The following is a 20,645-nucleotide window of genomic DNA, read 5'->3' as shown; positions in this document are numbered from 1 at the left end:
CTTTGTATTTTACAAACATCAGCAAGAATATCTTTATTTGCAAATTCGAAAGTCTGATTGCCTAGTACTGCCTTTTCCGAAGCATGATGATGAATTAGTTAGGCTGTTTTCGCATTAATTGTTGCTTTTCGTAATAAGAGCTAAGCACGAACCACTAGAGTTCGTGGCAACTTTTCTACTGTACAACGATGATTAACAATATAAAAAAACCACTTTTTTGGTATTAAATTGATAACAATAGCAACAATATTTACGAAAAGAGCCATACATTAAAATTAATTTATCCATTTCTCCATGCGGATATCATTCCACATTTTTTCTTGCCAATATGTAAAATCTTTAATACGACCGATTTCATTGTAGCCCAGTTTCTGATACAATTTCAGTGCCTGTTTATTAAATTCAAATACTCCTAATTCAATACGCCTAAGACCTTCCTCCCTAATTTTATCCTCTAAAAATTTTATCGCTTCATATCCAATCCCTTTACCCCGTCCTTCGGACTCACCAATTGTAATCCCTACCCAAGCAGTACCCGACTCTTTTTTGTAAAGGTGGGCAGGGTCGACCATATAGTTCATTTCGCCGATTAACAGCTCACCCTGATATATCAGATAGATTTGCTCGTGTTCTAACCGTTGAATTATGTTTTCTATAGTTATACTACTCTGACTTTCCAATTCGAACTTGTTTTGATTAGGGCGAGTCAATGGAACCAAAGTAGGATCGTTTCCCCACCGATTAAACACTTCTACTAAGCTATTATTAGGTTCAGTTAACTTGATGAAATAAGTTTTCACTAGCACACCTCTATTCTTCAACACTATTGTAGAATTAAGTATATCAAATCCAGAACAACGCGTTCAAAAATTTCGTTTTTAAAATTTAGATATTTTGTTAGTAAAATAGGTATATCGTATTATACCTCGTTGTTCCATAATCTGAACAGAAAGTAAAAAGGTTGCTAAACTTTAAATAACTCTCCCTCCCAAACACCTAAATCTTTTCCTTAAGCTGTTTTCGCATTAATTGTTGTTATCGTATTAATAAATACACCGTACAACTAAAGTTCGTGGCATCTTTTCTTCTAAACAACGATGACCAACAATATAAAGCCATTTTTTGGTACTAAAATGTAACATTAGCAACAATGTTTACGAACAGAGCCTTTCCTTAAAAAGAACAAGTGTAAATAGTGAAATGGTATTAAATCCTTATGTTATTGTTACACAATAATTGAGAAAGAAAATTGTCAAGAGATATACTTCCTTTTTAGATATTTCAATAGCATCAAACTAAGTTCTTAAATGGATTTTTTTGTATATAATAAAGATGAAAATGGAGGTAACCTATGAAAAAAGTCTTATTAATGTTAGTTTTTCCTCTATTAACAGTAGGATGTAATAATACGCTAAGTTCTACAAAAGAGGTCATTACTATTGCTATAATAGGTGAAATTCCCACTAATGGTGGAGAAGGACAACACTCAACAACCTTTATTACTTACGAAGAAGATATTAAATCAGAATTTGATGCTGTTTGGATTACTGATGAAACTAAGTTAACAAACAAGCAATTTGATTCTCTTATATCACTAATTATGAAGGAAAAGGAAGTTTATTTTATTAACAGTCTACCTTCTGAATCAACGATAAAAAACTTAGGACATAACGATAACTTAGAAGAGGGGCATAACCAACATGAAATAATGTATTTCTGGTTTGATCAAGAAATACATTTAGGGTATGTAATATTAGATGAAGACATTACCGAAACAAGAAAATTTGAAATACTACTAGATATTGCAAGAGAAAAGAAAGATTAATAGTGACTTAGAAGATTGGTAGAGGTCATGTAACATCTACTTTTAAAGGAAAAAATAATAAAAAATAGTAAAAATTTCTTTGAAGATTACTACTGAAGATTCTTTAATCTTAGCTCGGATGAATAAGAATTATAGTGTAGTGAAAGTCTATATGGTTCCTGTTGATTTATGCGTCCTATTCCTCCGGATAAAAATGATGTTTATCATTGTTTTCAGTTTCCAAGAAATATGCTTCCATGCAGTTTTGTGAGTATACCTGCTTAATTTCTGTTAAATCTGGATCTTCAAAATCTAATTGCACAGCAACTCATACTTTTCTTCCTTCCAGTGTTATACAATTAAACAAAAAATATCCATTATTGTGCCAAGAAATAGCATTATTTGATGCATTTTTTCTATATGACAACTACTTAAGCAACACCAGCATTGAATCCCTCCACTCTACTTTAAGGGCTTATACTCTCATCCTGGAGCGTAACTCAAAAATCCAATTGGAGGGAAAAAAATTTCATCTAATAGACTTCAGGAAAATTAAACTACCTGCCCCTTTTTGGATATTGGGAACAGGTAGCACAAAATTTTCAATTATTTCTAATTAATAGATATATCAAGCCTATCTTTATTGTTAATAGAGATATAGATAAGATCAGTGTAATTTTTTCTGGCATTATTATAAGACCTGTTTCTTTTTAATCGTTTTGTATATAGCTAGGGTAAGAGCAACACCTAGTAGCACAATGATTGGATAATGTACATACGGATCTAGAACTGGTAAACCAAATAAATTGTAAGCATGAAACTCACTTGTGAATTCTGGAACCGAAAGAAAGTTTATAAAGCTATACTGTTGCACAAGCTTCCATAACTCTATATTTAACGGAGCGACTGGTAACGAAAAGATTGTCGCGCTAATGATGAATGAAACTAGTGTATTTTTAGACAAGGCTGACACGATTAGTACGAAAGCCATAAAAATCAATGCTACTAGATACATCACAACCAAGTGTATAATGATGTAACTTAATCCAGTTAGATGATAAGGTGATAAAGCATACCCTTCGGAGAAGAAAGTTCCAAGCAACTGAATAGGTAAATCCCAACCATTAATTCCATATTTATAAATATTTAATAATATACTAAGTGTAGACAAGAACACCGTTACGATCGATACATAAATTATAGAAGCTACTATTTTTGCTGTAACACCCGTTCCACGCCCATATCTTGAACTATAAATGAGCTGATCCATTCTTGTAGAGCTTTCATTCACAAAAATAGACGATAAGCCAATTAAAATGGTAATACCTAACATAATAGGCAGGAACAGTTTAAATGTCGAAATAGTGCTCCTAGCTCCGTCAGCATACGCAAATGTATCAACATTCAACTTGTCTATCATTTTCTTTTCAAGTGAGGCATTTTTATAAGACGCATCATCCTCGTCTAAAGATTTCAAGGGCCTATCTAGTCCATTGCTATTGTCCTCAATATCATCAACAAATCTTTTAGTACCTGCTATTTGATCTACTATAAAGTACTCAGCAGCTTCTCCGGGATATATGCCTAGTTCATTTATCGGATCTATTTTTTCATCATCCCATATTTCAGGATTACCATTCCATATTTTTTCATATTTTTCATATATTGATCTACTTACATTTTGAGCCTTTTCCACTTTTTCTTCCGTTAACTCTCCCTCCCATTTTTCTAAAACGGGTTCCATTTCACCTTGGAGGTCAGCTACTTGATACACTTGAGCTGGAAAAGGGATAATAACTTCGCTTATTACGATTCTAGCAGTTAGAAGAGCCGTCACAAGTAACAGTGCGACCCATAAACTCTTTTGCCTAAATATTTTAAATAACTCTAAATTCACTAATTGTTTCATTGTGCGACCTCCTGATCAAAATAGTATAAGTATAAATCTTCTAAGTTAGGTGTTGCTTCAATGGCTCTTTCATCAGGTTTGTTTTCAGAAATAATTCTAAGAGCAACTTCATTTTGATTATTAATAATATTACTCACCTTATACTTATTTTGAAAATCTATTTCCTCTTGCTCTGACACATTAACTGTCCAAATAAATCCTTTTATGTTCTCTAGCAGTTCTTCAGGTTTATCCTTTTGAATGAGCTGACCAGCCTTAAACACTATTATTTCTTTTGCGATAAACTCGATATCTGATACGATGTGTGTTGATAATAGAACGATTCGATCTTTTGAAATAGAAGACAATAGATTTCGAAATCTAATACGTTCTTTAGGATCGAGTCCTGCCGTTGGTTCATCAACGATTAACACCTTTGGATCGTTTAATAATGCTTGGGCAATTCCTAGCCTTTGCTTCATCCCACCAGAAAACTTCCCAATTTTTCTTTTCCTATGTTCTGTTAAGTTAACAATTTCTAATAAATCATCGATTTTCTTCTTAGCAGTTTTTTGTTCTATTCCTTTTAATGCCGAGATATACATTAAATACTTATCAGCAGTAAAGGTTTTATATAAGCCAATGTCTTGGGGTAAATAACCGAGAATATCACGATACTCGTCACCCAACACCTCAACATCCTTGCCATCAAATAAAATACGCCCAGAAGTTGGGTTAATCAATGTTACGAGCATGCGCATTAAGGTTGTTTTACCTGCACCATTTGCACCTAAGAATCCGTAAACACCAGCAGTTAATTCAAATGAAACATCATTTACTGCCAGTTTATCTCCAAACTGTTTCGTCACATTTTCAATTGTTAAATTCAAGAAAACCACCTCTTTAATATTTTGATAAACAAAGCATTTAATAGAATAGTAGCAAGTATATAAAAAATAATTGGAGTAAATTAATACATAATTTACGCCTATCATCCGGCAAGAATCAATATCGTATTAAACCAAAAGGTTGATGATTTTTAGACTCCTTTTTCCTCACCCCTTCTTGAGTCTTCTCAGCCACTATTTCATTTTTCGTTATCCAATTTACTATCTACAGTCCATTTGCAAAATCACTCTTAATTTGTGGTACAACTTAAATATACTTTTCTAAAATGACTCTCCAGTGACTCTAAAATGACAATTTAGTCATTTAAGATAATAAAACTTAATTCAATAGTATTCTCCTTGCACACTTTGGAAAAAGGATTTCCCTGTGACTAGTTTTAAAGATTTGGTTGTATAGGATAATTGAAGCAATTAGAGAAAATTGACTTATTTTGATGGAGAGATGAGGCGTATACATCTGTGAAGAAAAGCGAAAATAGGAGCCATTATTAATAAAGTACACCATCACAAAAAGGCTTGACTAATCATGATTGAATTGATCAGTTAAGCCTTAAATATATATTGAACTAACATACATAATTAATAAATTACGTTGTAGTTTACAAGGTGTTATATATTTGATCTTTTATACACTGTTTGTTTTTATGTACATGGTTTTACCTATTAAAATGGTCCAATACTAATAATACTAATGTTATTCTGTAGCAACCCGCAAGTTTTGTATTTTTAAATTAGTAACTAAACATTGTCATGTTTTTTGTTTATTCTCTCCCTCTGTTAGTTATATTTATTTTATTATGAGTTTACAGCACAATTGGTAAATATTGCTAAATTCTTCCCAAAAGATATTCTGTTAATTGCGTAAATTGAATTTCCTGTCCAGTTTTTAGGTAGAGCTAAATATCCAAGTTTTAGCGCACTATTAATCTTTTCTTTCATCTTCCTCCCTTTTCATACGTTGTCCACCTCAGTCTTGAAGAAATAGTTATAAAAAAAGACATCCTGCTTATGAAAGCTTTTATATCACAGAATAATTAAGCAATTTAGATGCTAAAATGTATGAAACTAAAATAAGATGAAGCATGATGTTGGCTTGTGGTGATTTAGGGAGTGGCCTCATTCTTATGTATCAAAAAAAGGAAAACGCCGTTCGTCAAGAGCGTTTTCCAAAAAGAGATGTATATGAGATCCAACTCTAGGAATTGAATTCCTGATATCATTGTACCAAAATAATGATTATTGTGATTTCAGCATAAGAAGCGATTTTAAGAGATTATTATACTAAATTCTATTGAATACTCTCTATTTTAACACTACATATAAATATATTTATTTAAATAATAAATATTTCTTCAAATGACAAATTGAATGGACATTTATCATTGAAGACAAAGTGCTTATATATCTAGACCACTATGACTCTTTTTCATATACTACTAAAGTTCGTTAACTTAAATAATCTCGCCTTATACTTTGATTTAGATATAGCAATGGAGTTATTTAGCATGCTTTATTTGAACCTTATCATGCTTTCTATAGTTACAATTAAATGTATTTCTAAGATAATGATAGGACAACTGAGAAAATGAGTAATGTAAACGTTTCATCAAAAAAATATAACACTTTATGTAATTTTACATTTATTCCAAAATAATCTAAGTTAAAATATGTAAACTACAATACCGGTAGTAGTTAAAAACTTTAGGAGGGCTTATGTTGAAATCTAGTATTAAGAAAACAAGTATTCTAGCAGCAGTAATTCTTTTATTTTCTAATCTTGTAATACACCACTCCTTCGCAGAATCAACAATACGTGAAAATCATATTGAGTTATCGACCTCTATAAAAGAAGAACCATCAGAAATCGCACTAACCTGGGAAAGTAATACGTTAGATATAGATCACTACAATATTTATTCAAGTACTCACTCGGATTTCAAACCTGGTGATGCTGGTACACTCCTAGCAGAAGTTTCATCAACAACTGATTTCACTGACTCAAATGGCATTTATGCTAATGAAACTAAATACTATTATGTGACAGCAGTAGATGAAGAAGGCAATGAATTGGCATTATCTAATATGGAATCAATTATTGCTGATGATTATACTGATTACGGATATGAGGATATTCGTTGGAGTAGAGCTAACCCTAATGCTGGAGCGATTTGGTTAAATCAAGGTTTTATATCTGATTATGTAATCATTCACTATACAATAAATGGTCAACAATATGATGAACACATGAAGCATACAAGTAACGGCTCATGGATGATGGAATTTGATGACCTTCGAGCTGTAGAAAACTTCAGCTTCACGTATCAAATACTAGGGTTTCAATATGACTCCGAATAATTAAATGTACACTTAGAGATCGAGTTATAATTTTCTCGATCTCTTTTTAAGCGGTTTATTATTAAATATTGTTATTAACGTCATTCAACTAACAAACACAGCAGTATACAGTTATAGTTATAGTTATATCTTATTCTAATAAATCATTCTTTTATCTCGACTTCCCAGTACAATTACTAAATACAAGGGTTAAAGTGCTTTGCAGATTCTTTTTTTAAAAAATATCTATCATGTCGAATCGGAAAATTTTATAGAAAGGCTTACCGCTCCTATAACTTTGCTCGTTAACATTTTTAACCGTTCTAGACAGATACGTTGTGCTAGTTTTTATGACTGTATAGATCTCGGTATGTATTAAGCTAAATTGGAATTGAAATTAAGGGGGAGGTATTTGAAGATAAAAAAATTATCTTACTAGTTAGTATTTTGGATTAAGTAATTTACGAATAAACAAAGAGATGTGATAAAAAACAATTGATGAAAAAAGACAGAAGAAAATCAATGGCAAATAGTTAATCATGTCATTAACTGAAATAAATAAAAAGAGCATATTCCCAACTATACCACCAGCCAACGTATATAGCCCAATATTATAAAAGTAATTATCAACTGTAGATCTAATTAATTTTATTTCATTAATTTTCTCAATAATGATAGATACTGGAACTCCAATAATAATAAGCAAAGGAGTTATGTAAATCAAGTAAAGGCTCACTAAACCTGAAAAAGAAGCATAACTTGAATTTGATAACCTTTCTAATTGTGGAGTATAACTATAGATTGCTAGAATTAGACTTATTACAATAGCTGAAAAAACTGATACTAAGAATTTTTGTAACATACTCATCCCTCCATTACAATTTAATGAGTGAGGTTGTTTCAAATATTTCTTGTTAAGCTCTACCTTATTTTACATCAAAACTGTGCGGGATATATACCAAGGCTCTTGTCGTAAGCTTCATTGTAATTTTTACTACAAAAGGAGTTTTTTGCAAACCCTCTTACTTTTAACATAGAAAAGGTCCGCTAAATTTATCAGTGGTTATATTTTAGAACGAAACAACAATCACTACGACAAAAACTTGTATCAATAATTAAGAAGTCTGCATTTTACTTTTTATTTTTACTTTACCAAACATAGAGATACTATGTTAAAGGTTATTAAAAGTTTGATTTACTCCATTTTTTATTAACAAATAGTGGAGCAAGCCGTTCAATGCCTTTACTCGCGGCTTTGTACACTGTTTCCCAAGAAGAGCTGTTGCTTCTTTTTAAATATACCTCATGATGAGGAGCTTGGTCATGTTCTCCAGAAAGTTTGTAGTTCCCATTACTATAAAATTCACCCACTAATTCATAATTTACATCTAGAGAAGCTACTAATGGATTACCAACAGCGTGATCTACATCAAATTTTATTTTAGCTGAATCTATATTAACATTAATTAATACTATTCCAGCTTCAGATGCTGTATCACTATCAAGGAGTTTTTTATTTACATCGTATCCATGAGTTGTACCAACGTATCTTTCTAACGTAACTGATTCAGCTGCTGAACAAAAGCAAATATTTACATGTGTTCTTGTTCTGTAACTTAAACTAGTAGCACTATACCCTCTGTTATCACCAGAAAACCATTTGTATTTTGAAAGCCCGTTTGGATTCTTAACCCATTTATCTTTAAGAAAGGTCGTATACCTTAATTCCCATCGCTTAGTCATGTCTTGGTCTTTGACAGCTTTACTTTCTCCAACAATGTGATTTCTTATAGCACCAACATGTTTACTTATTTCAAATTCTTCTATATACAATTCTTCTTTTTGTTTGTTCTGAAGCCTATTGTTATTTATACCTTTGTCTATTTTATCTCTTTTATCCTTTTTGACTTTTCTTGCGCCAACAATTTTATATGTGTACTCTTCATCTAAGGTAATATTATGATCTGTAAATTCACTTTTCATTACTGTAGTAAGGTGTTCATCATTTCTAAATATTTCATAGCTTGTTATGTTTTGAATATCTTCCCAATCAATCGCGATATATGAATTTTTTCCGATTGTTGTTACAACCATATCTCCCAATGAATCATCGATATTTTTGTCGGGCGGTTCTGTAGATGTTTGTATTTTTACAACATCCAATATTTTTCCTTTGGAATCTAAAGCTTCTATTATATATGTATATATATATCCAGGTTTTAAGTCAGTATCAATAATTTCATTATCACTTCCAGTGTGTAATTTCACCCCATCTCTGTAAATATTATTAACATGTTCAGAGTCATCCCAATATATAGTAATTGAATTTATTGATTCAATAATACTCTCAACCTTTATAATATTATTAAACTTTTCTTGAGCAAGTATGTCGTCTTCTGAATAAGTAAGAGCTGGAAAAAAAACTAAAGCTGCAACAAATGCTATCATTTTTTCCATGTGCTATACCTCCATGTGAATAGTAATCTCGTCAAAGTATAAAAAGCACCCGAATATGAGTGCTTTGAAATAAGGGAGAAAGCGAATGTCAGTCATTATATAAAGTAAATATATTTTGTGTTGGATGCATGACAACTATACATTCTTTCACATAACATTGTGATCAATATAAAACCACAGCCAAAATGAAATTTAGTTACGTATTTTTTTTGATACAAAGCTACTCCTTCATAAAAAAGGTTAATTATTGTCATTAATTAGTACAAATTCTTCTTCAAGCTGATCCCATTTTACAGTAACTTGTATTATTTCATTCTCTTGAACTTTTGCACCACCTTTTGAAGAACTAGCTGAAGTAAATATATTCTCAGTTGGTGGCTCAGTAAACGTTCTTCTACTATTATGACCTCCCGAAGATGTTGTATAGCTATATTCTAGAGACTCTATTTGTAAAATCTCATTAGGTTCTCCCATATACTCCAACATAAATTCTTCATTACCTTCATGATCATAAGTGAGTTGTCCCTTTTCATTTCCCCAAATTTGTGTACCAGCTGTGATAAATGTACCTTTCCAATATTCCCCTTCTCCGCTAAATGTGTATTCATATGTTATAATTTCTTCCTTAGAACAAGATGTTAATACTACTAACATCATTAATAATGTCATACTTGTCTTTTTCAAATATTTTCCCCTCAACTTAGAGCAGTTTTATATTTATGTTTAATGTAAATTATCGTATCCTGTATTTTTTCTTTCTTGGTCCAGATATTGTTCAGTATAGATTTGCTGAGAACTCGAAGCATTTCTTATTCCCTCTTCTGGTTCAATTCTTCTATTCTTTTTCTTAGCCCTATAATCAATAATAAAACCTAAGCATAGTAACCCACCAAATATACCTACGACAAATAACCATAAAGGCATCATTTCAACTCCTACCTTGTTTTAGTTTAATGTTGCGTTACGATACTGCTCCGTCATTTGTTAATGAAATAGCATTTTATATATGTAATACGGATGAGGTCATGTAAATGTTACAAAAATGGCCATAAAAGCATTGAAGAAGTAGTAATAATTCATTTATTCTTTTCACAAGGTTTGCTGATTTTGATAAGCAAAGGATTATACAGTACTTGTGTAGAATAGAAAACTAGTAAAAATCTAACGAAGACTTACGACGGGGGAAAAACATGGCTTTCAATGATACTTTTAGATTTGGTTCTCATGCAATAATATTTAATTCGGAAGGTAATGTTCTCCTATTAAAGCGAACATATGGGAATAAAGGGTGGAGCTTACCAGGCGGGAGTGTTGAACCTGGAGAAACTATTCATCAAGCGTTATTTCGTGAATGTAGAGAAGAACTTGGAGTAGATGTTGAAGATGTTGTATTAACAGGAGTTTATTACCATAGTATAATCAATACCCAGGCTGCAATTTTCCGTTGTTCTATTCCACAGGATGCCAAGATTATACTCAGCACTGAGCACTCTGATTATAAATGGTTCCCTTTATCTGAGTTAAGCGAGATTCAACGAATACGAGTGACAGACACTTTGAACTTTCAAGGACATGTAGCTAGTCGTGCATTTTAACAATTAGTACTATTTAGCCCTACTAATTTGTAGGGCTTTCTTAAGTTAAGTTGTTTATTGTGATTAAATTTAAGTCCTTCGATTAAAGGGCTGGATTTAGACCTGTTCAAACAAAAATCGCAGGTATTGTTCACCTACGATTTTAATAATACTTTTGCTACATATGATAGATCTTATTACTTATAAGATCACATTTGTTCCATTTTTAGTCACCAGATACAAGACCAACAGCTTCACTCTGTCATAGTAGTAAATCGTTTATCATAAGAATACTGCCAGTCTGTTGTCAACATTCATTCCTATAGATACAATGTTACCTTATGTGGTCCATCAGCTTTTAATCAAACTCTAATACTTTATTTATTTCCATCAAAATGGATATCCATCATATACACTTGCTGGAGTTAATTGTTGTGCTAGGCTATTAACAGATCCAGAACATGTACCACAGCCAACGCTAACATTATAATTATCCCGACTAGGGTCTGTAAAATTATTTAATCACTCTTATAGTAATTAAATGGTTATGATACAGTAAGTTTTTTAAGTATAAATAATATTGTAAGTAGGTTTAATAATTCCATTAGAATATTGTTTCATATCCACTAATTCTAATTTAAAACAAGGCTTAATGTTACCGAACAATGAAATTCCTTCGCCAACTATAATAGGATTAATCTTTAGTACTAATTGATCAATGAGTTGATGTTTAAGCAACGATCCCGCTAATTCCCCACCTCCACATAGCCAAATTTTGCAGTTCTCTTGCTGCTTTAGATCCTTGATAAAGTCAATAGAATCTTCTTTGATAAGCTCGACTTCCTCATTGGATTCAAACTGCAAAGAGCTTGAAAAAATGTAATGTTTTATGCCCTTATAGCTAGGTTCACCCGGTTTATTTCCAAATTTAAATCCAAATTCATATGTTTTTCCACCCATCAATAATGATTCAAATTGTTGAATATCTGTTAGAAAATCAGGGACATGATCTCCTTCAAATAAAAACAGAGTTTCCTCAAGATTCCCCGTTAACATCCCTTGATCAGCAATAAAGTTATCTAATGACACTGCAACATGATAAATTACTTCAGCCATTTTGTCATACCCCCAAAAGCAAAAATTTCCTTCTAGATCCACGACCATACTCTCTATTTCAGTTCATGTGGTTTCTAGAAAGCCTCAATGAGATGCTCATTTTCAAACTACGTAGAACACTTTTTACTGTCTTCTAAAAAATCTTATTCAACAACTTTGCTCTTAATAACAATTCTTTTAACTATTATCAGTTTAAACTATACAGTTATTTAACTATATCGCTCTAAAAATAAAAATGACGCATATCCTCAATGCAGATATGCGTCATTTGGAATTAATTTTAACTTGGCCATCAGTACAAAAAATCTTCTCATTAGGTATTGTGTTTTAAATATAAAAAAGGGTCTAATTTTTCATCGTCCCATAAGCTTCCGGCTGACATACCTTTCTTTTTTTTATATGCCCAATAGTTTATTGCACCACTCAATAAGAAAGCCCTACCAAAAATTAAAGACATATAATTTGGAAAGAACAAAAAAGAATATAAAGGGGAAAGTGGCTGCAATTGTAAAACAATAAGTAGCTACTTTATAATCATTTTAGGTGCTACCACCTGCTTGGGATGGATTTATTTCAATTATGTAAACCTATTATCCCAATAAACATATATTCTCGTTTTCGAATCAACACCAATTAATAGTATTTAGAATTTAACGGACTATTTATCGTTTATGTGTCATTATTTTGTAATAAATATGTCTTCCTTGTTCAGATAAAAGTAGATTAGATTACCTTGTAATTTTGGTGCTTTTATAAAGCCTAATTTATTCATCAATCGTTGTGATCTTTCATTCTGTTGTTCCACTGTAGCATCAATCACATCTAACTTCATATATTCAAATCCATATTTAATTATTTCCTGCAACACTTCAAACATTATCCCTTTTCCCCAATAATCACTAGATAAATCAAATCCAATCTCAGCAATAAGTATATTATGAGACTGTCTTAAATAATGAAACCCACAAGTTCCTACGAATTCATTATTACTCTTGGTATGTATACCCCATCGACATCCAGAATCATCTATATGAAACTGAATTAATTCTTTAGCTTCTTTTAAATCCTTGCATGGTTCAATATCCATATATCTTGTAATATTTTCGTCTCTGAAATGTTTATAAACCTCTGTTGCGTCATCTAGAGTTAATAATTTTAAATATAAGTTTTTTGTTTCTAGTGGTGTAAATTCAAGGTTGCTTATTTTTGACATGGTCATTTTGTGCCTTTCTTTTAGTTTTCTTCAGAATTTCTCCAGTTTTTTTAATAACTCTCCTAATGAATTCCATTAATCAATATGCTATTACTATTAATGTTTTATACTAAGGTTATTCATCTTTCAAGCTCAAAAAATGAATAATAAGTTTATACGTATTTTTGTTAACAATATCGACAATAAAGACCTAAGACGAATGCTTACATATGTACAAGTTATTAATCCTTCAGCTTAAAGTGCTTCATTTTTTGTATTTACAGGAAAAGAACCCTCTCAGTATTGTGAATCTTATAGCTATCGGATTATCTCAAAAAAACGGGTGACTCAGAACCCTCGGTACTTTTTACAATATACGATACTAACCCATTTGATGTAAAGCGTTGACTAGTACCTTCTTGAACCGTTCCAAACACAAAATAGGTTGTTGAATCCATCACTGTTGCTCAATTTACATTTTGATAAGTTATATATGCTAATTTATATCTATTAGATGGTATTAGCTTATAGTAGAATTGTATCAGTAGTAACTATTATTTTTGTATCTATTACTGAAATATTATTTAAGGTTGTTGTTAAGTGTAATATTCAAACATCTGGCAAAATTGATAAGTTCATTCCTCCATTCTTCAAACTATTTGAAGCCAAACTTAGATAACAATATCATGACTACATCCTAAGGAGATCCTATTATTTTTTTGGCGTTGAATGTGCTTTTAGACAGATTGATGGGAATAGATATTAAGTGCTCTTTCAGTTAACGTAAAACAGAGAGAATGACGTTAGTATAAATATTAGCTCATGTTAATTCTTTTGATAACATTTTGCTAAACCTATGCAATCCGACTTGGAGGGTTGTAAGAAGACTAGTGCACACACTCATTTGATGGAAGTTAGAAAATGATCTGGGAGGATGTAAAGTTTTAATGAAGTAAATAAAAATAAGTAAAACCCTGATATTTTTCTTCCCTTAGGGTTTTACTTATTTTAATGATCCCGTAATCACAACTACAAGTGTTAAAGCTATGACCCAAAAAAGCCAACCTTTTAGCTCAGGCTTTTTAATATTGTTACTCAACTTTGTCACCTCATTTAGCAATTCTACCTTGGTTAGTGATTTTTTTTCTTCTATTAAGAGCTAATTGCATTATTGATAAATCTTGTTGGATTCTATCTAAAAGATACTCTGCTTTTCTTATTTCGTCGATTGATTTGTTACCTCTGTTATTAAGAGTTTCATCTACATATCCAAGAGCTTTTAAAAGTTCACCAGAAATTTTATCATACTGTTTAATATTCTTTATTTTAATTCCTCTCCCTTCTCTCACCTTATCCACTTTAGCCTTAAAATAGTAGTAAAACGCTACCAAAAAGTACCGTTTTACTAGGCAAAATATGCTATATATAAGTGCATAAAGGGGAAATTTGGTTACTATTATCATACCAAAATACTGAAAAGTGTGATTTTGTCTTGAGAGATGATTTAGGGAGATTAGTATGTAGTATCCTTTAAAATGCTATGCTTTTCTTACGTTTATATGAATATATTGATAATAATTGAAGGGTATTTATTTATAATATTCACCGTGATACAAAAGTTTATATTTCAATCTAACTTATATTTTTTCATTGACTACATTTTTCTCTACATGTTAATTCCCGAGTATCTTCATTCATAACGATATGTGTTATTTCAATCATCTTGATTAGTTCCTTATGTATAACAAACTACTCCTAGATTACAAAATAGTCATTCGATATTACAATACGTAAAATGAAATGCTTATAATTTCTAAAAAGGGGAATGGTATTACGTCCTCAAATGACTGTTCTACTATTCAAAATTTTTATATAGATCATAACAAACTCCGACATCAATCTATCAGGGTTTTCTTTTAACTATAATATTTGTTATGGATAATCACAAAAACTAATACTGTTGAAAATTAACTTAGCTGTATTATAAAAGATACGTAACTTTTTATCACAAGTGTTTTTAATTAAAGTGGCTTCCTTTAAATCCACAAGAACACCCTAAAGCATTATATATACTTACATTAATTAGTCATCTACAGTATTTTTTGATAGAACGCTGACATAATGTTGTCAGTGTTGTTTTTATATAATAATTATTAAGCTAAGTATCCATTTGGAGGAAATAAGATAACTTTTTTGTAAAAATGGTGTTATTTGTTTCATCTAAGTATTAAAATAAAATGAATAGATTTCCAAATTATATACTTGGAAGTTTATCATTTTAAAAAAGGGGAAAGAACATGCTTAAAAAACTAACAGAGAGAATTTATTACATGCCTCATAATAATGACACTGACAGACCTATATTAGGACTTGTATGCGGTGATAAATACAGTTTAATTGTTGATTCAGGAAATTCTCCACAACATGCTAAAGAGTTTTTAGCCGAAGTAAAATCTTTGAATATTCCACCAGTCAAATATTTAGTAATCACTCACTGGCATTTCGATCACGTATTCGGCATAAAGGAGATGAATTTAACAACTATAGGTCATGAAAATACGAAAATAAAACTAGAAGAAATGAGAAATATGAGGTGGGATGATGCTTCTTTAGAAGTATACCTTCAGAATGGTACCTTTAATGAATTTGAGATTAGTTGTATAAAGAACGAAATTCCAGAAAGGGATAGCTTTCTTATAGGAGACTTGGATATAACATACAAAGGAAGCATGGCAATAGATTTAGGTGGCATTAATTGCATCATAAACGATGTTGGAGGAGATCATACTCTGGAATCAACAGTTATTTATATTCCTGAGGAAAAAGTAATTTTCTTAGGGGACTGTGTCTATAACGGAAGGTATAACGGTGATTATGTTTTTACTAAAGAAAAATTATTTCCAATGATAGATAAAATTGAGAAAAATGATATCGAATACTATTTTTGTTCTCATGAAAGTATTTGTGATAAAGAAGAGATGGACGGGTTTTGGCATCAGTTAAAATCCACTGGAAATATAGTAGAAAAGGGTACTTCGGTTGAAGAAGCAAAAAGGAAATTTACCGCTACATATAAAAGACCACCTACTGAAGCTGAATCCTTTTTTATAGGTGGCTTTGTTAATGGGAATAAAGCAATGAAAGAAAAAGCACATCACTAAATTTGTCTATAGCTGCTAAGGAGCTCTCTTTGCCCATTAGCAGCTCTCTATTTATATCAAATACCACTTTCCATTAAGTATATTTTATGTTAATTGTTGGCTCTTCCTGATAAATGATGTTATAACATCATACGTTTGTATCTATAAAACTTTACTATCTAGTTTATATGTGCCACTTGATGTTGTGGGTCGTTACACACAGCACCTGTTAACTTCACCCGGTATAAGTGTTAGTAGTGAGCCTCTTGAATTTGCTAATAGTTTGGTAGGGTTTGTTTTGACTGGTTCATAAGCTAGTGTATAAGCTTCTACTGAATTAACATATGAATTAACACCATTTATTCCGCCTATAGTATAGATTTTCCCGTCTGTTGCTACAACTTCAAATGCATATCTATTTGTTGGTATACTCGTTTTTGTTTCCCACCTGTTTGTTTTCGGATCATATTCTTCAACAGTATCTAAATATTCACCGACATTATTAAAGCCTCCAATAACATATATTTTTCCATTTGATTTTACAACTTCAAATGCGTATCTATTTGTTGGCATACTTGTTTTTGTTTCCCACGTGTTCGTTTCCGGATTATATTCTTCAACGGTATCTAAATATTCACCATTATTATTATAGCCTCCAATAGCATATATTTTCCCATTTACTGTTACAACTTCTAATCCATATCTATTTGTTGGCATACTCGTTTTTGTTTCCCACGTGTCTGTTTCTGGATCATATTCTTCAACAGTATCTAAAAATTTTGCGATAATATTATTATATCGATAGCCTCCAATAGCATATATTTTCCCATTTACTGTTACAACTTCAAATGCGTATCTATTTGTTGGCATACTTGTTTTTGTTTCCCACATGTCTGTTTCCGGATCATATTCTTCAACAGTGTTTTTATATTCAAAGGTAGAATTAAAGCCTCCAATAGCATATATTTTCTCATTTACTGTTGCAACTTCAAATGCGTATCTATTTGTTGGCATGCTCGCTCGCGTTTCCCACGTATTTGTTTCCGGATCATATTCTTCAACAGTATTTAAATCCCCAATAGAATTAAAGCCTCCAATAGCATATATTTTCCTCTTTACTGTCGCAACCTCAAATGCGTATCTATTTGTTGGCATACTCGCTCGCATTTCCCACGTGTTTGTTTCCGGATCATATTCTTCAACAGTATCTAAGTCCCCGTTAGTATTCGAACCTCCAATAGCATATATTTTCCCATTTACTATTTCAACCCCTAAATTTATTCGTTCAGTAGGCATTGTAGAAACTGTGTCCCAGCTACCTTCAGCAAAGCTAGGTAACAATGATATTGATAACAACATTGTTATTGCTATGATTAATGACATAAATAGTTTCTTAGTTAATTTCATGTTTATATATTCCTCTCAAATAATATATTTTTTATATCAATTGATTTTCCAATGTAATATTTTACTATATGTAATCTGTTTATTCTGGTTGACAACAAAGCTCGCCTTTCCCCTTCTCTAATGCAGATTTAAGGCTTCCGAGGACATCTTGCCATGCTTTCTCATGCCATTTATATGCTTCTTCCCAAAATTCTCCGTACCCCCATCCATAATGTTCAACTAAAATGTTAGTTTTCTCTTCTTCTTTTTCAAAAAGTATATTTACAAGTGTGAGATCATCTTGATTGTTCATAATGGAGGCAAATTGATCAGGACCTTTCCAAGTGAATTCTAACTGTTGTTTAGGAACAAATCTCTTTATTTTACAGCCTTTTGTATTCATACATTCAATATTCCTAGATTCAAAATATAACTCAAATGCTCCACCTTTTTTCAGTTCAATTACAGCTTTTGGTGCAAACCATTTAGACACTCTATCAGAAATCGTCCATGCGTGCCAAACAAGATCTACTGGAGAATTAATAGTAATATTTTTAATTAGAGAACTATTTACTGAAGGTGTCAAAAAGATCCTCTCCTTATAATGAATATTTATATTAGTGATATGATTAATTGTTGAAAGTTATCGATAACCGTGAAGATATCAGGTATAGTGTGCTAATTTTAGGTTTGGTAGAAAAATATCATTGATATTGATCAAAAAATAGATTTAAGAAAGTACATGAATGATGCCGAAACTTAGTAAATATTCATTGTTTTGGATCCTATATTGTTTATCATAAGGAGGTTTTATATTTTAAACATGTAGCTTAAGTCATTTCTGGTGGTGACTTAAGTAACAAATTTAAACCGCTATCGAAATTGGTACATGAGAGGCAACCGAACAATCTAGGAAATTAAAGAAAGATTATTAATTGAATCACTTGCGGTTAGCTTCAGGAGAATAAAGAATTCAACGTTAATAAAAAATACATACTAAAAAGCCCGACCTCTCAGTATGATAATTGAGAAATTAGGCTTTTTCTAGACATGAGAGTATCAGTGATATTCCTGACAAAATTATTTCTATTTACTAAACACTTTTATGGAGATTTTAAAAGTATCAAAAGGTAACTTACATTTCATTCATATTTTAATACTTCACATAAAGTGCTCAGAAGGCGGTGATATGCTGAATACGACTTTTGTAGTAGTCCTACACCTATAATAATTTTGTTTTTCAAACATCTCTAGATCCCCCATTTAAAATACAAATATATGCTTCAGTCGCAGCTAATAAAGTTTCTTCCTGGAAATTAAATCGAGGGTGATGATGGGGATAATCAAGTTCAGTGCCAAAGAGCATATATGTAGCTTTTCCCCCATGCTCTTGTACTCGATTCATCATGAAGCTGACATCTTCTGAACCAGACACTGACACTACTGGCAATACTTCTTTAATATACTCACTTGACGAACACCAATCAGTTATTTTCGGTATGAGTGCATCATCACAGACAACTACTTCTGTAACGCCTACTTCCTCAATCGTGTAGGAAACATCATGCATATGTGCTGCCGCTTGAATAATCTGTGTAGCTTTCTCAGCCATATAAAGAGCAATCTGAGCCGTTTCTCCCCGTACTTCTATTTCCATATAGCTGTCCTCTGGGATAATGTTCCGGCCGCTTCCAGCAGTCATTCTCCCTACATTCACGCGGGTTATACCATCATGGTGGCGCGGAATTCCATATAGATGATTAGCAGCAGTTGTTGCAGCTAATAACGCATTTTTTCCAAGCTCTGGATTCATGCCAGCATGAGAGGAGACTCCTCTAAAATAGACATTGAACTTGGTTGAAGCAAGAAAACCTTGTGTTGTTGCTGCAATCGTGCCAACGGGTAATGATTCAATGCCTATGTGTCCGGAATAAAAATAATCGACATCATCAAGCCACCCTTTAGCAGTCATTGCTCTAGCCCCTCTCCCTCCTTCTTCAGCTGGCTGGAATAGAAGAGTAAATCTACCTTTTAGCTGGTCATTATGAGATGAAATATACTTTGCCACTCCCAGTCCAATAGCTGCATGCCCGTCATGACCACAAGCGTGCATAACGTTTTCTTCATTAGAAACAAATTTATTCTTTGAAGGCAGATGCGTTAAATCGGTGGATTCGTTTATCGGTAATGCGTCTATATCAAATCTAAATCCAATATGCTCACCCTTTTTACCTGAGTCCCATGTCGCAACAAGTCCTGTATTGCCTCCCCGCATTTTATCTAGCCACGACTCTTCTACACCCCAGTCTAAAGCCTTTTTCTCATGTGACTCAAGATCAGCAATGGAAGGCACCCCCATACGTGAGCCTTCTAGGAGTACTTCTTTGCCAATATAAAGGTTAAACCCCATCTTCTCTAGCTCTTTTCCTAGTCTGTATGTAGTGATGTATTCCATAAATCCCAATTCAGGTAAAGCGTGCAAACTACGCCGCCATTCGATCAATGTCGGGGTAATATTCTTTAGAAATGTACTGGACATAAAACCACTCCTCAGTTATTTTTCTTTCTAAATACTAACTCTTATCCATTATTGGTATTCTTCATTAAGAATACTATTGATTAAATATTATCTTATTCTCCTAATCTCCTAAATTTATATGCTAAATTTTATCTTACCATAGAGGATTATTAAGCTAACATGGTTACGCTAATTACAAAATTCATTTCTAATATTTTCTTCAACCTTCAGCAATCTCTTATTTAATGTAGAAAGGCGCCATTTTGCGGAATAATATTTTTTTAAAAATATGATATAAATACACTGAAGCTAGACAGGTACAACATCA

17 protein-coding genes are annotated in these 20,645 nt (G+C 32.0%); 4 read left to right on the top strand and 13 right to left on the bottom strand.

All coding sequences use genetic code 11. From position 1 onward, the window contains the following. Positions 1–275: 275 nt before the first annotated feature. Positions 276–806 (bottom strand): GNAT family N-acetyltransferase, encoded by a 531-nt coding sequence (locus V1503_RS19975; RefSeq protein ID WP_410628890.1) that lies wholly within the window; start codon positions 804–806, stop codon positions 276–278. A gap of 545 nt (positions 807–1,351) precedes the next feature. Here V1503_RS19975 and V1503_RS19970 point away from each other — a divergent pair. Continuing rightward, positions 1,352–1,825 carry a hypothetical protein gene (locus V1503_RS19970; protein ID WP_410628889.1) on the top strand — a complete coding sequence of 158 codons (474 nt, stop codon included), beginning with the start codon at positions 1,352–1,354 and terminating at the stop codon, positions 1,823–1,825. A gap of 670 nt (positions 1,826–2,495) precedes the next feature. On the opposite strand, the gene V1503_RS19965 is transcribed toward V1503_RS19970, so the two are convergent. Together V1503_RS19965 and V1503_RS19960 are read right to left on the bottom strand one after the other, a co-directional pair. Then, positions 2,496–3,713 carry an ABC transporter permease gene (locus V1503_RS19965; RefSeq protein ID WP_410628888.1) on the bottom strand — a complete coding sequence of 406 codons (1,218 nt, stop codon included), beginning with the start codon at positions 3,711–3,713 and terminating at the stop codon, positions 2,496–2,498. Beyond that, the gene (locus V1503_RS19960) at positions 3,710–4,591 is read right to left on the bottom strand and encodes an ABC transporter ATP-binding protein (protein WP_496113373.1); all 882 of its coding nucleotides are present in this window, start codon (positions 4,589–4,591) and stop codon (positions 3,710–3,712) included. The genes V1503_RS19965 and V1503_RS19960 overlap by 4 nt, the downstream gene beginning before the upstream one ends. Positions 4,592–6,316: 1,725 nt before the next feature. Between V1503_RS19960 and V1503_RS19955 the strand changes: the two genes are divergently transcribed. Beyond that, positions 6,317–6,955 (top strand): hypothetical protein, encoded by a 639-nt coding sequence (locus tag V1503_RS19955; RefSeq protein WP_410628886.1) that lies wholly within the window; start codon positions 6,317–6,319, stop codon positions 6,953–6,955. A gap of 418 nt (positions 6,956–7,373) precedes the next feature. Here V1503_RS19955 and V1503_RS19950 read toward each other — a convergent pair whose 3' ends face one another. From V1503_RS19950 to V1503_RS19935, 4 genes are all read right to left on the bottom strand, one after another. Further along, entirely contained in the window at positions 7,374–7,796 is a 423-nt protein-coding gene (locus tag V1503_RS19950; RefSeq protein ID WP_410628885.1) for a hypothetical protein, read from the bottom strand. Between the two features lie 320 nt (positions 7,797–8,116). Further along, positions 8,117–9,391 carry a hypothetical protein gene (locus V1503_RS19945; protein WP_410628884.1) on the bottom strand — a complete coding sequence of 425 codons (1,275 nt, stop codon included), beginning with the start codon at positions 9,389–9,391 and terminating at the stop codon, positions 8,117–8,119. Between the two features lie 240 nt (positions 9,392–9,631). Further along, positions 9,632–10,075, bottom strand: a complete 444-nt coding sequence (locus tag V1503_RS19940; protein ID WP_410628883.1) for a hypothetical protein — start codon at positions 10,073–10,075, stop codon at positions 9,632–9,634. Between the two features lie 39 nt (positions 10,076–10,114). Then, a complete protein-coding gene (locus V1503_RS19935; protein WP_320259302.1) occupies positions 10,115–10,315 on the bottom strand; it encodes a hypothetical protein in 201 nt (66 codons plus the stop codon). A 266-nt stretch (positions 10,316–10,581) separates the two neighbouring features. Between V1503_RS19935 and V1503_RS19930 the strand changes: the two genes are divergently transcribed. Then, positions 10,582–10,986, top strand: a complete 405-nt coding sequence (locus tag V1503_RS19930; RefSeq protein WP_410628882.1) for an NUDIX hydrolase — start codon at positions 10,582–10,584, stop codon at positions 10,984–10,986. Between the two features lie 543 nt (positions 10,987–11,529). Here V1503_RS19930 and V1503_RS19925 read toward each other — a convergent pair. The 3 genes from V1503_RS19925 to V1503_RS19915 all read right to left on the bottom strand — a co-directional run bounded on the left by V1503_RS19925 (position 11,530) and on the right by V1503_RS19915 (position 14,622). Then, positions 11,530–12,081 carry a dihydrofolate reductase family protein gene (locus V1503_RS19925; RefSeq protein ID WP_214483137.1) on the bottom strand — a complete coding sequence of 184 codons (552 nt, stop codon included), beginning with the start codon at positions 12,079–12,081 and terminating at the stop codon, positions 11,530–11,532. 679 nt (positions 12,082–12,760) lie between these two features. Then, entirely contained in the window at positions 12,761–13,300 is a 540-nt protein-coding gene (locus V1503_RS19920; protein ID WP_410628881.1) for a GNAT family N-acetyltransferase, read from the bottom strand. Between the two features lie 1,082 nt (positions 13,301–14,382). Further along, positions 14,383–14,622: a hypothetical protein gene (locus V1503_RS19915; RefSeq protein ID WP_320259307.1), complete on the bottom strand. Its 240-nt coding sequence runs from the start codon at positions 14,620–14,622 to the stop codon at positions 14,383–14,385. Positions 14,623–15,570: 948 nt separating this feature from the next. On the opposite strand from V1503_RS19915, the gene V1503_RS19910 reads away from it, so the two are divergent. After that, positions 15,571–16,434: an MBL fold metallo-hydrolase gene (locus tag V1503_RS19910; protein WP_410628880.1), complete on the top strand. Its 864-nt coding sequence runs from the start codon at positions 15,571–15,573 to the stop codon at positions 16,432–16,434. Between the two features lie 192 nt (positions 16,435–16,626). Here V1503_RS19910 and V1503_RS19905 read toward each other — a convergent pair whose 3' ends face one another. The 3 genes from V1503_RS19905 to V1503_RS19895 form a co-directional block, all read right to left on the bottom strand. Further along, a complete protein-coding gene (locus V1503_RS19905; RefSeq protein ID WP_410628879.1) occupies positions 16,627–17,820 on the bottom strand; it encodes a Kelch repeat-containing protein in 1,194 nt (397 codons plus the stop codon). A gap of 79 nt (positions 17,821–17,899) precedes the next feature. Then, positions 17,900–18,385, bottom strand: a complete 486-nt coding sequence (locus tag V1503_RS19900; protein WP_410628878.1) for an SRPBCC family protein — start codon at positions 18,383–18,385, stop codon at positions 17,900–17,902. Positions 18,386–19,039: 654 nt separating this feature from the next. Beyond that, positions 19,040–20,338, bottom strand: coding sequence for an amidohydrolase (locus V1503_RS19895; protein WP_410628877.1), 1,299 nt, complete (start codon positions 20,336–20,338; stop codon positions 19,040–19,042). Positions 20,339–20,645 lie beyond the last annotated feature (307 nt).

The organism is Nanhaiella sioensis (genome assembly GCF_046557775.1).
Classification (GTDB): Bacteria; Bacillota; Bacilli; order Bacillales; family SM2101; genus Nanhaiella; species Nanhaiella sioensis.
The sequence above is the reverse complement of the archived record's forward strand: the minus strand, read 5'-3'. Positions and strand labels throughout refer to the sequence as shown.

Excerpts from the sequence above, each read along its gene's own strand:
- V1503_RS19970 (WP_410628889.1), top strand. The coding sequence starts at position 1,352 with ATGAAAAAAGTCTTATTAATGTTAGTTTTTCCTCTATTAACAGTAGGA.
- V1503_RS19965 (WP_410628888.1), bottom strand. The coding sequence starts at position 3,713 with ATGAAACAATTAGTGAATTTAGAGTTATTTAAAATATTTAGGCAAAAG.
- V1503_RS19950 (WP_410628885.1), bottom strand. The coding sequence starts at position 7,796 with ATGTTACAAAAATTCTTAGTATCAGTTTTTTCAGCTATTGTAATAAGT.
- V1503_RS19945 (WP_410628884.1), bottom strand. The coding sequence starts at position 9,391 with ATGGAAAAAATGATAGCATTTGTTGCAGCTTTAGTTTTTTTTCCAGCT.
- V1503_RS19935 (WP_320259302.1), bottom strand. The coding sequence starts at position 10,315 with ATGCCTTTATGGTTATTTGTCGTAGGTATATTTGGTGGGTTACTATGC.
- V1503_RS19930 (WP_410628882.1), top strand. The coding sequence starts at position 10,582 with ATGGCTTTCAATGATACTTTTAGATTTGGTTCTCATGCAATAATATTT.
- V1503_RS19925 (WP_214483137.1), bottom strand. The coding sequence starts at position 12,081 with ATGGCTGAAGTAATTTATCATGTTGCAGTGTCATTAGATAACTTTATT.
- V1503_RS19920 (WP_410628881.1), bottom strand. The coding sequence starts at position 13,300 with ATGACCATGTCAAAAATAAGCAACCTTGAATTTACACCACTAGAAACA.
- V1503_RS19910 (WP_410628880.1), top strand. The coding sequence starts at position 15,571 with ATGCTTAAAAAACTAACAGAGAGAATTTATTACATGCCTCATAATAAT.
- V1503_RS19905 (WP_410628879.1), bottom strand. The coding sequence starts at position 17,820 with ATGAAATTAACTAAGAAACTATTTATGTCATTAATCATAGCAATAACA.
- V1503_RS19895 (WP_410628877.1), bottom strand. The coding sequence starts at position 20,338 with ATGTCCAGTACATTTCTAAAGAATATTACCCCGACATTGATCGAATGG.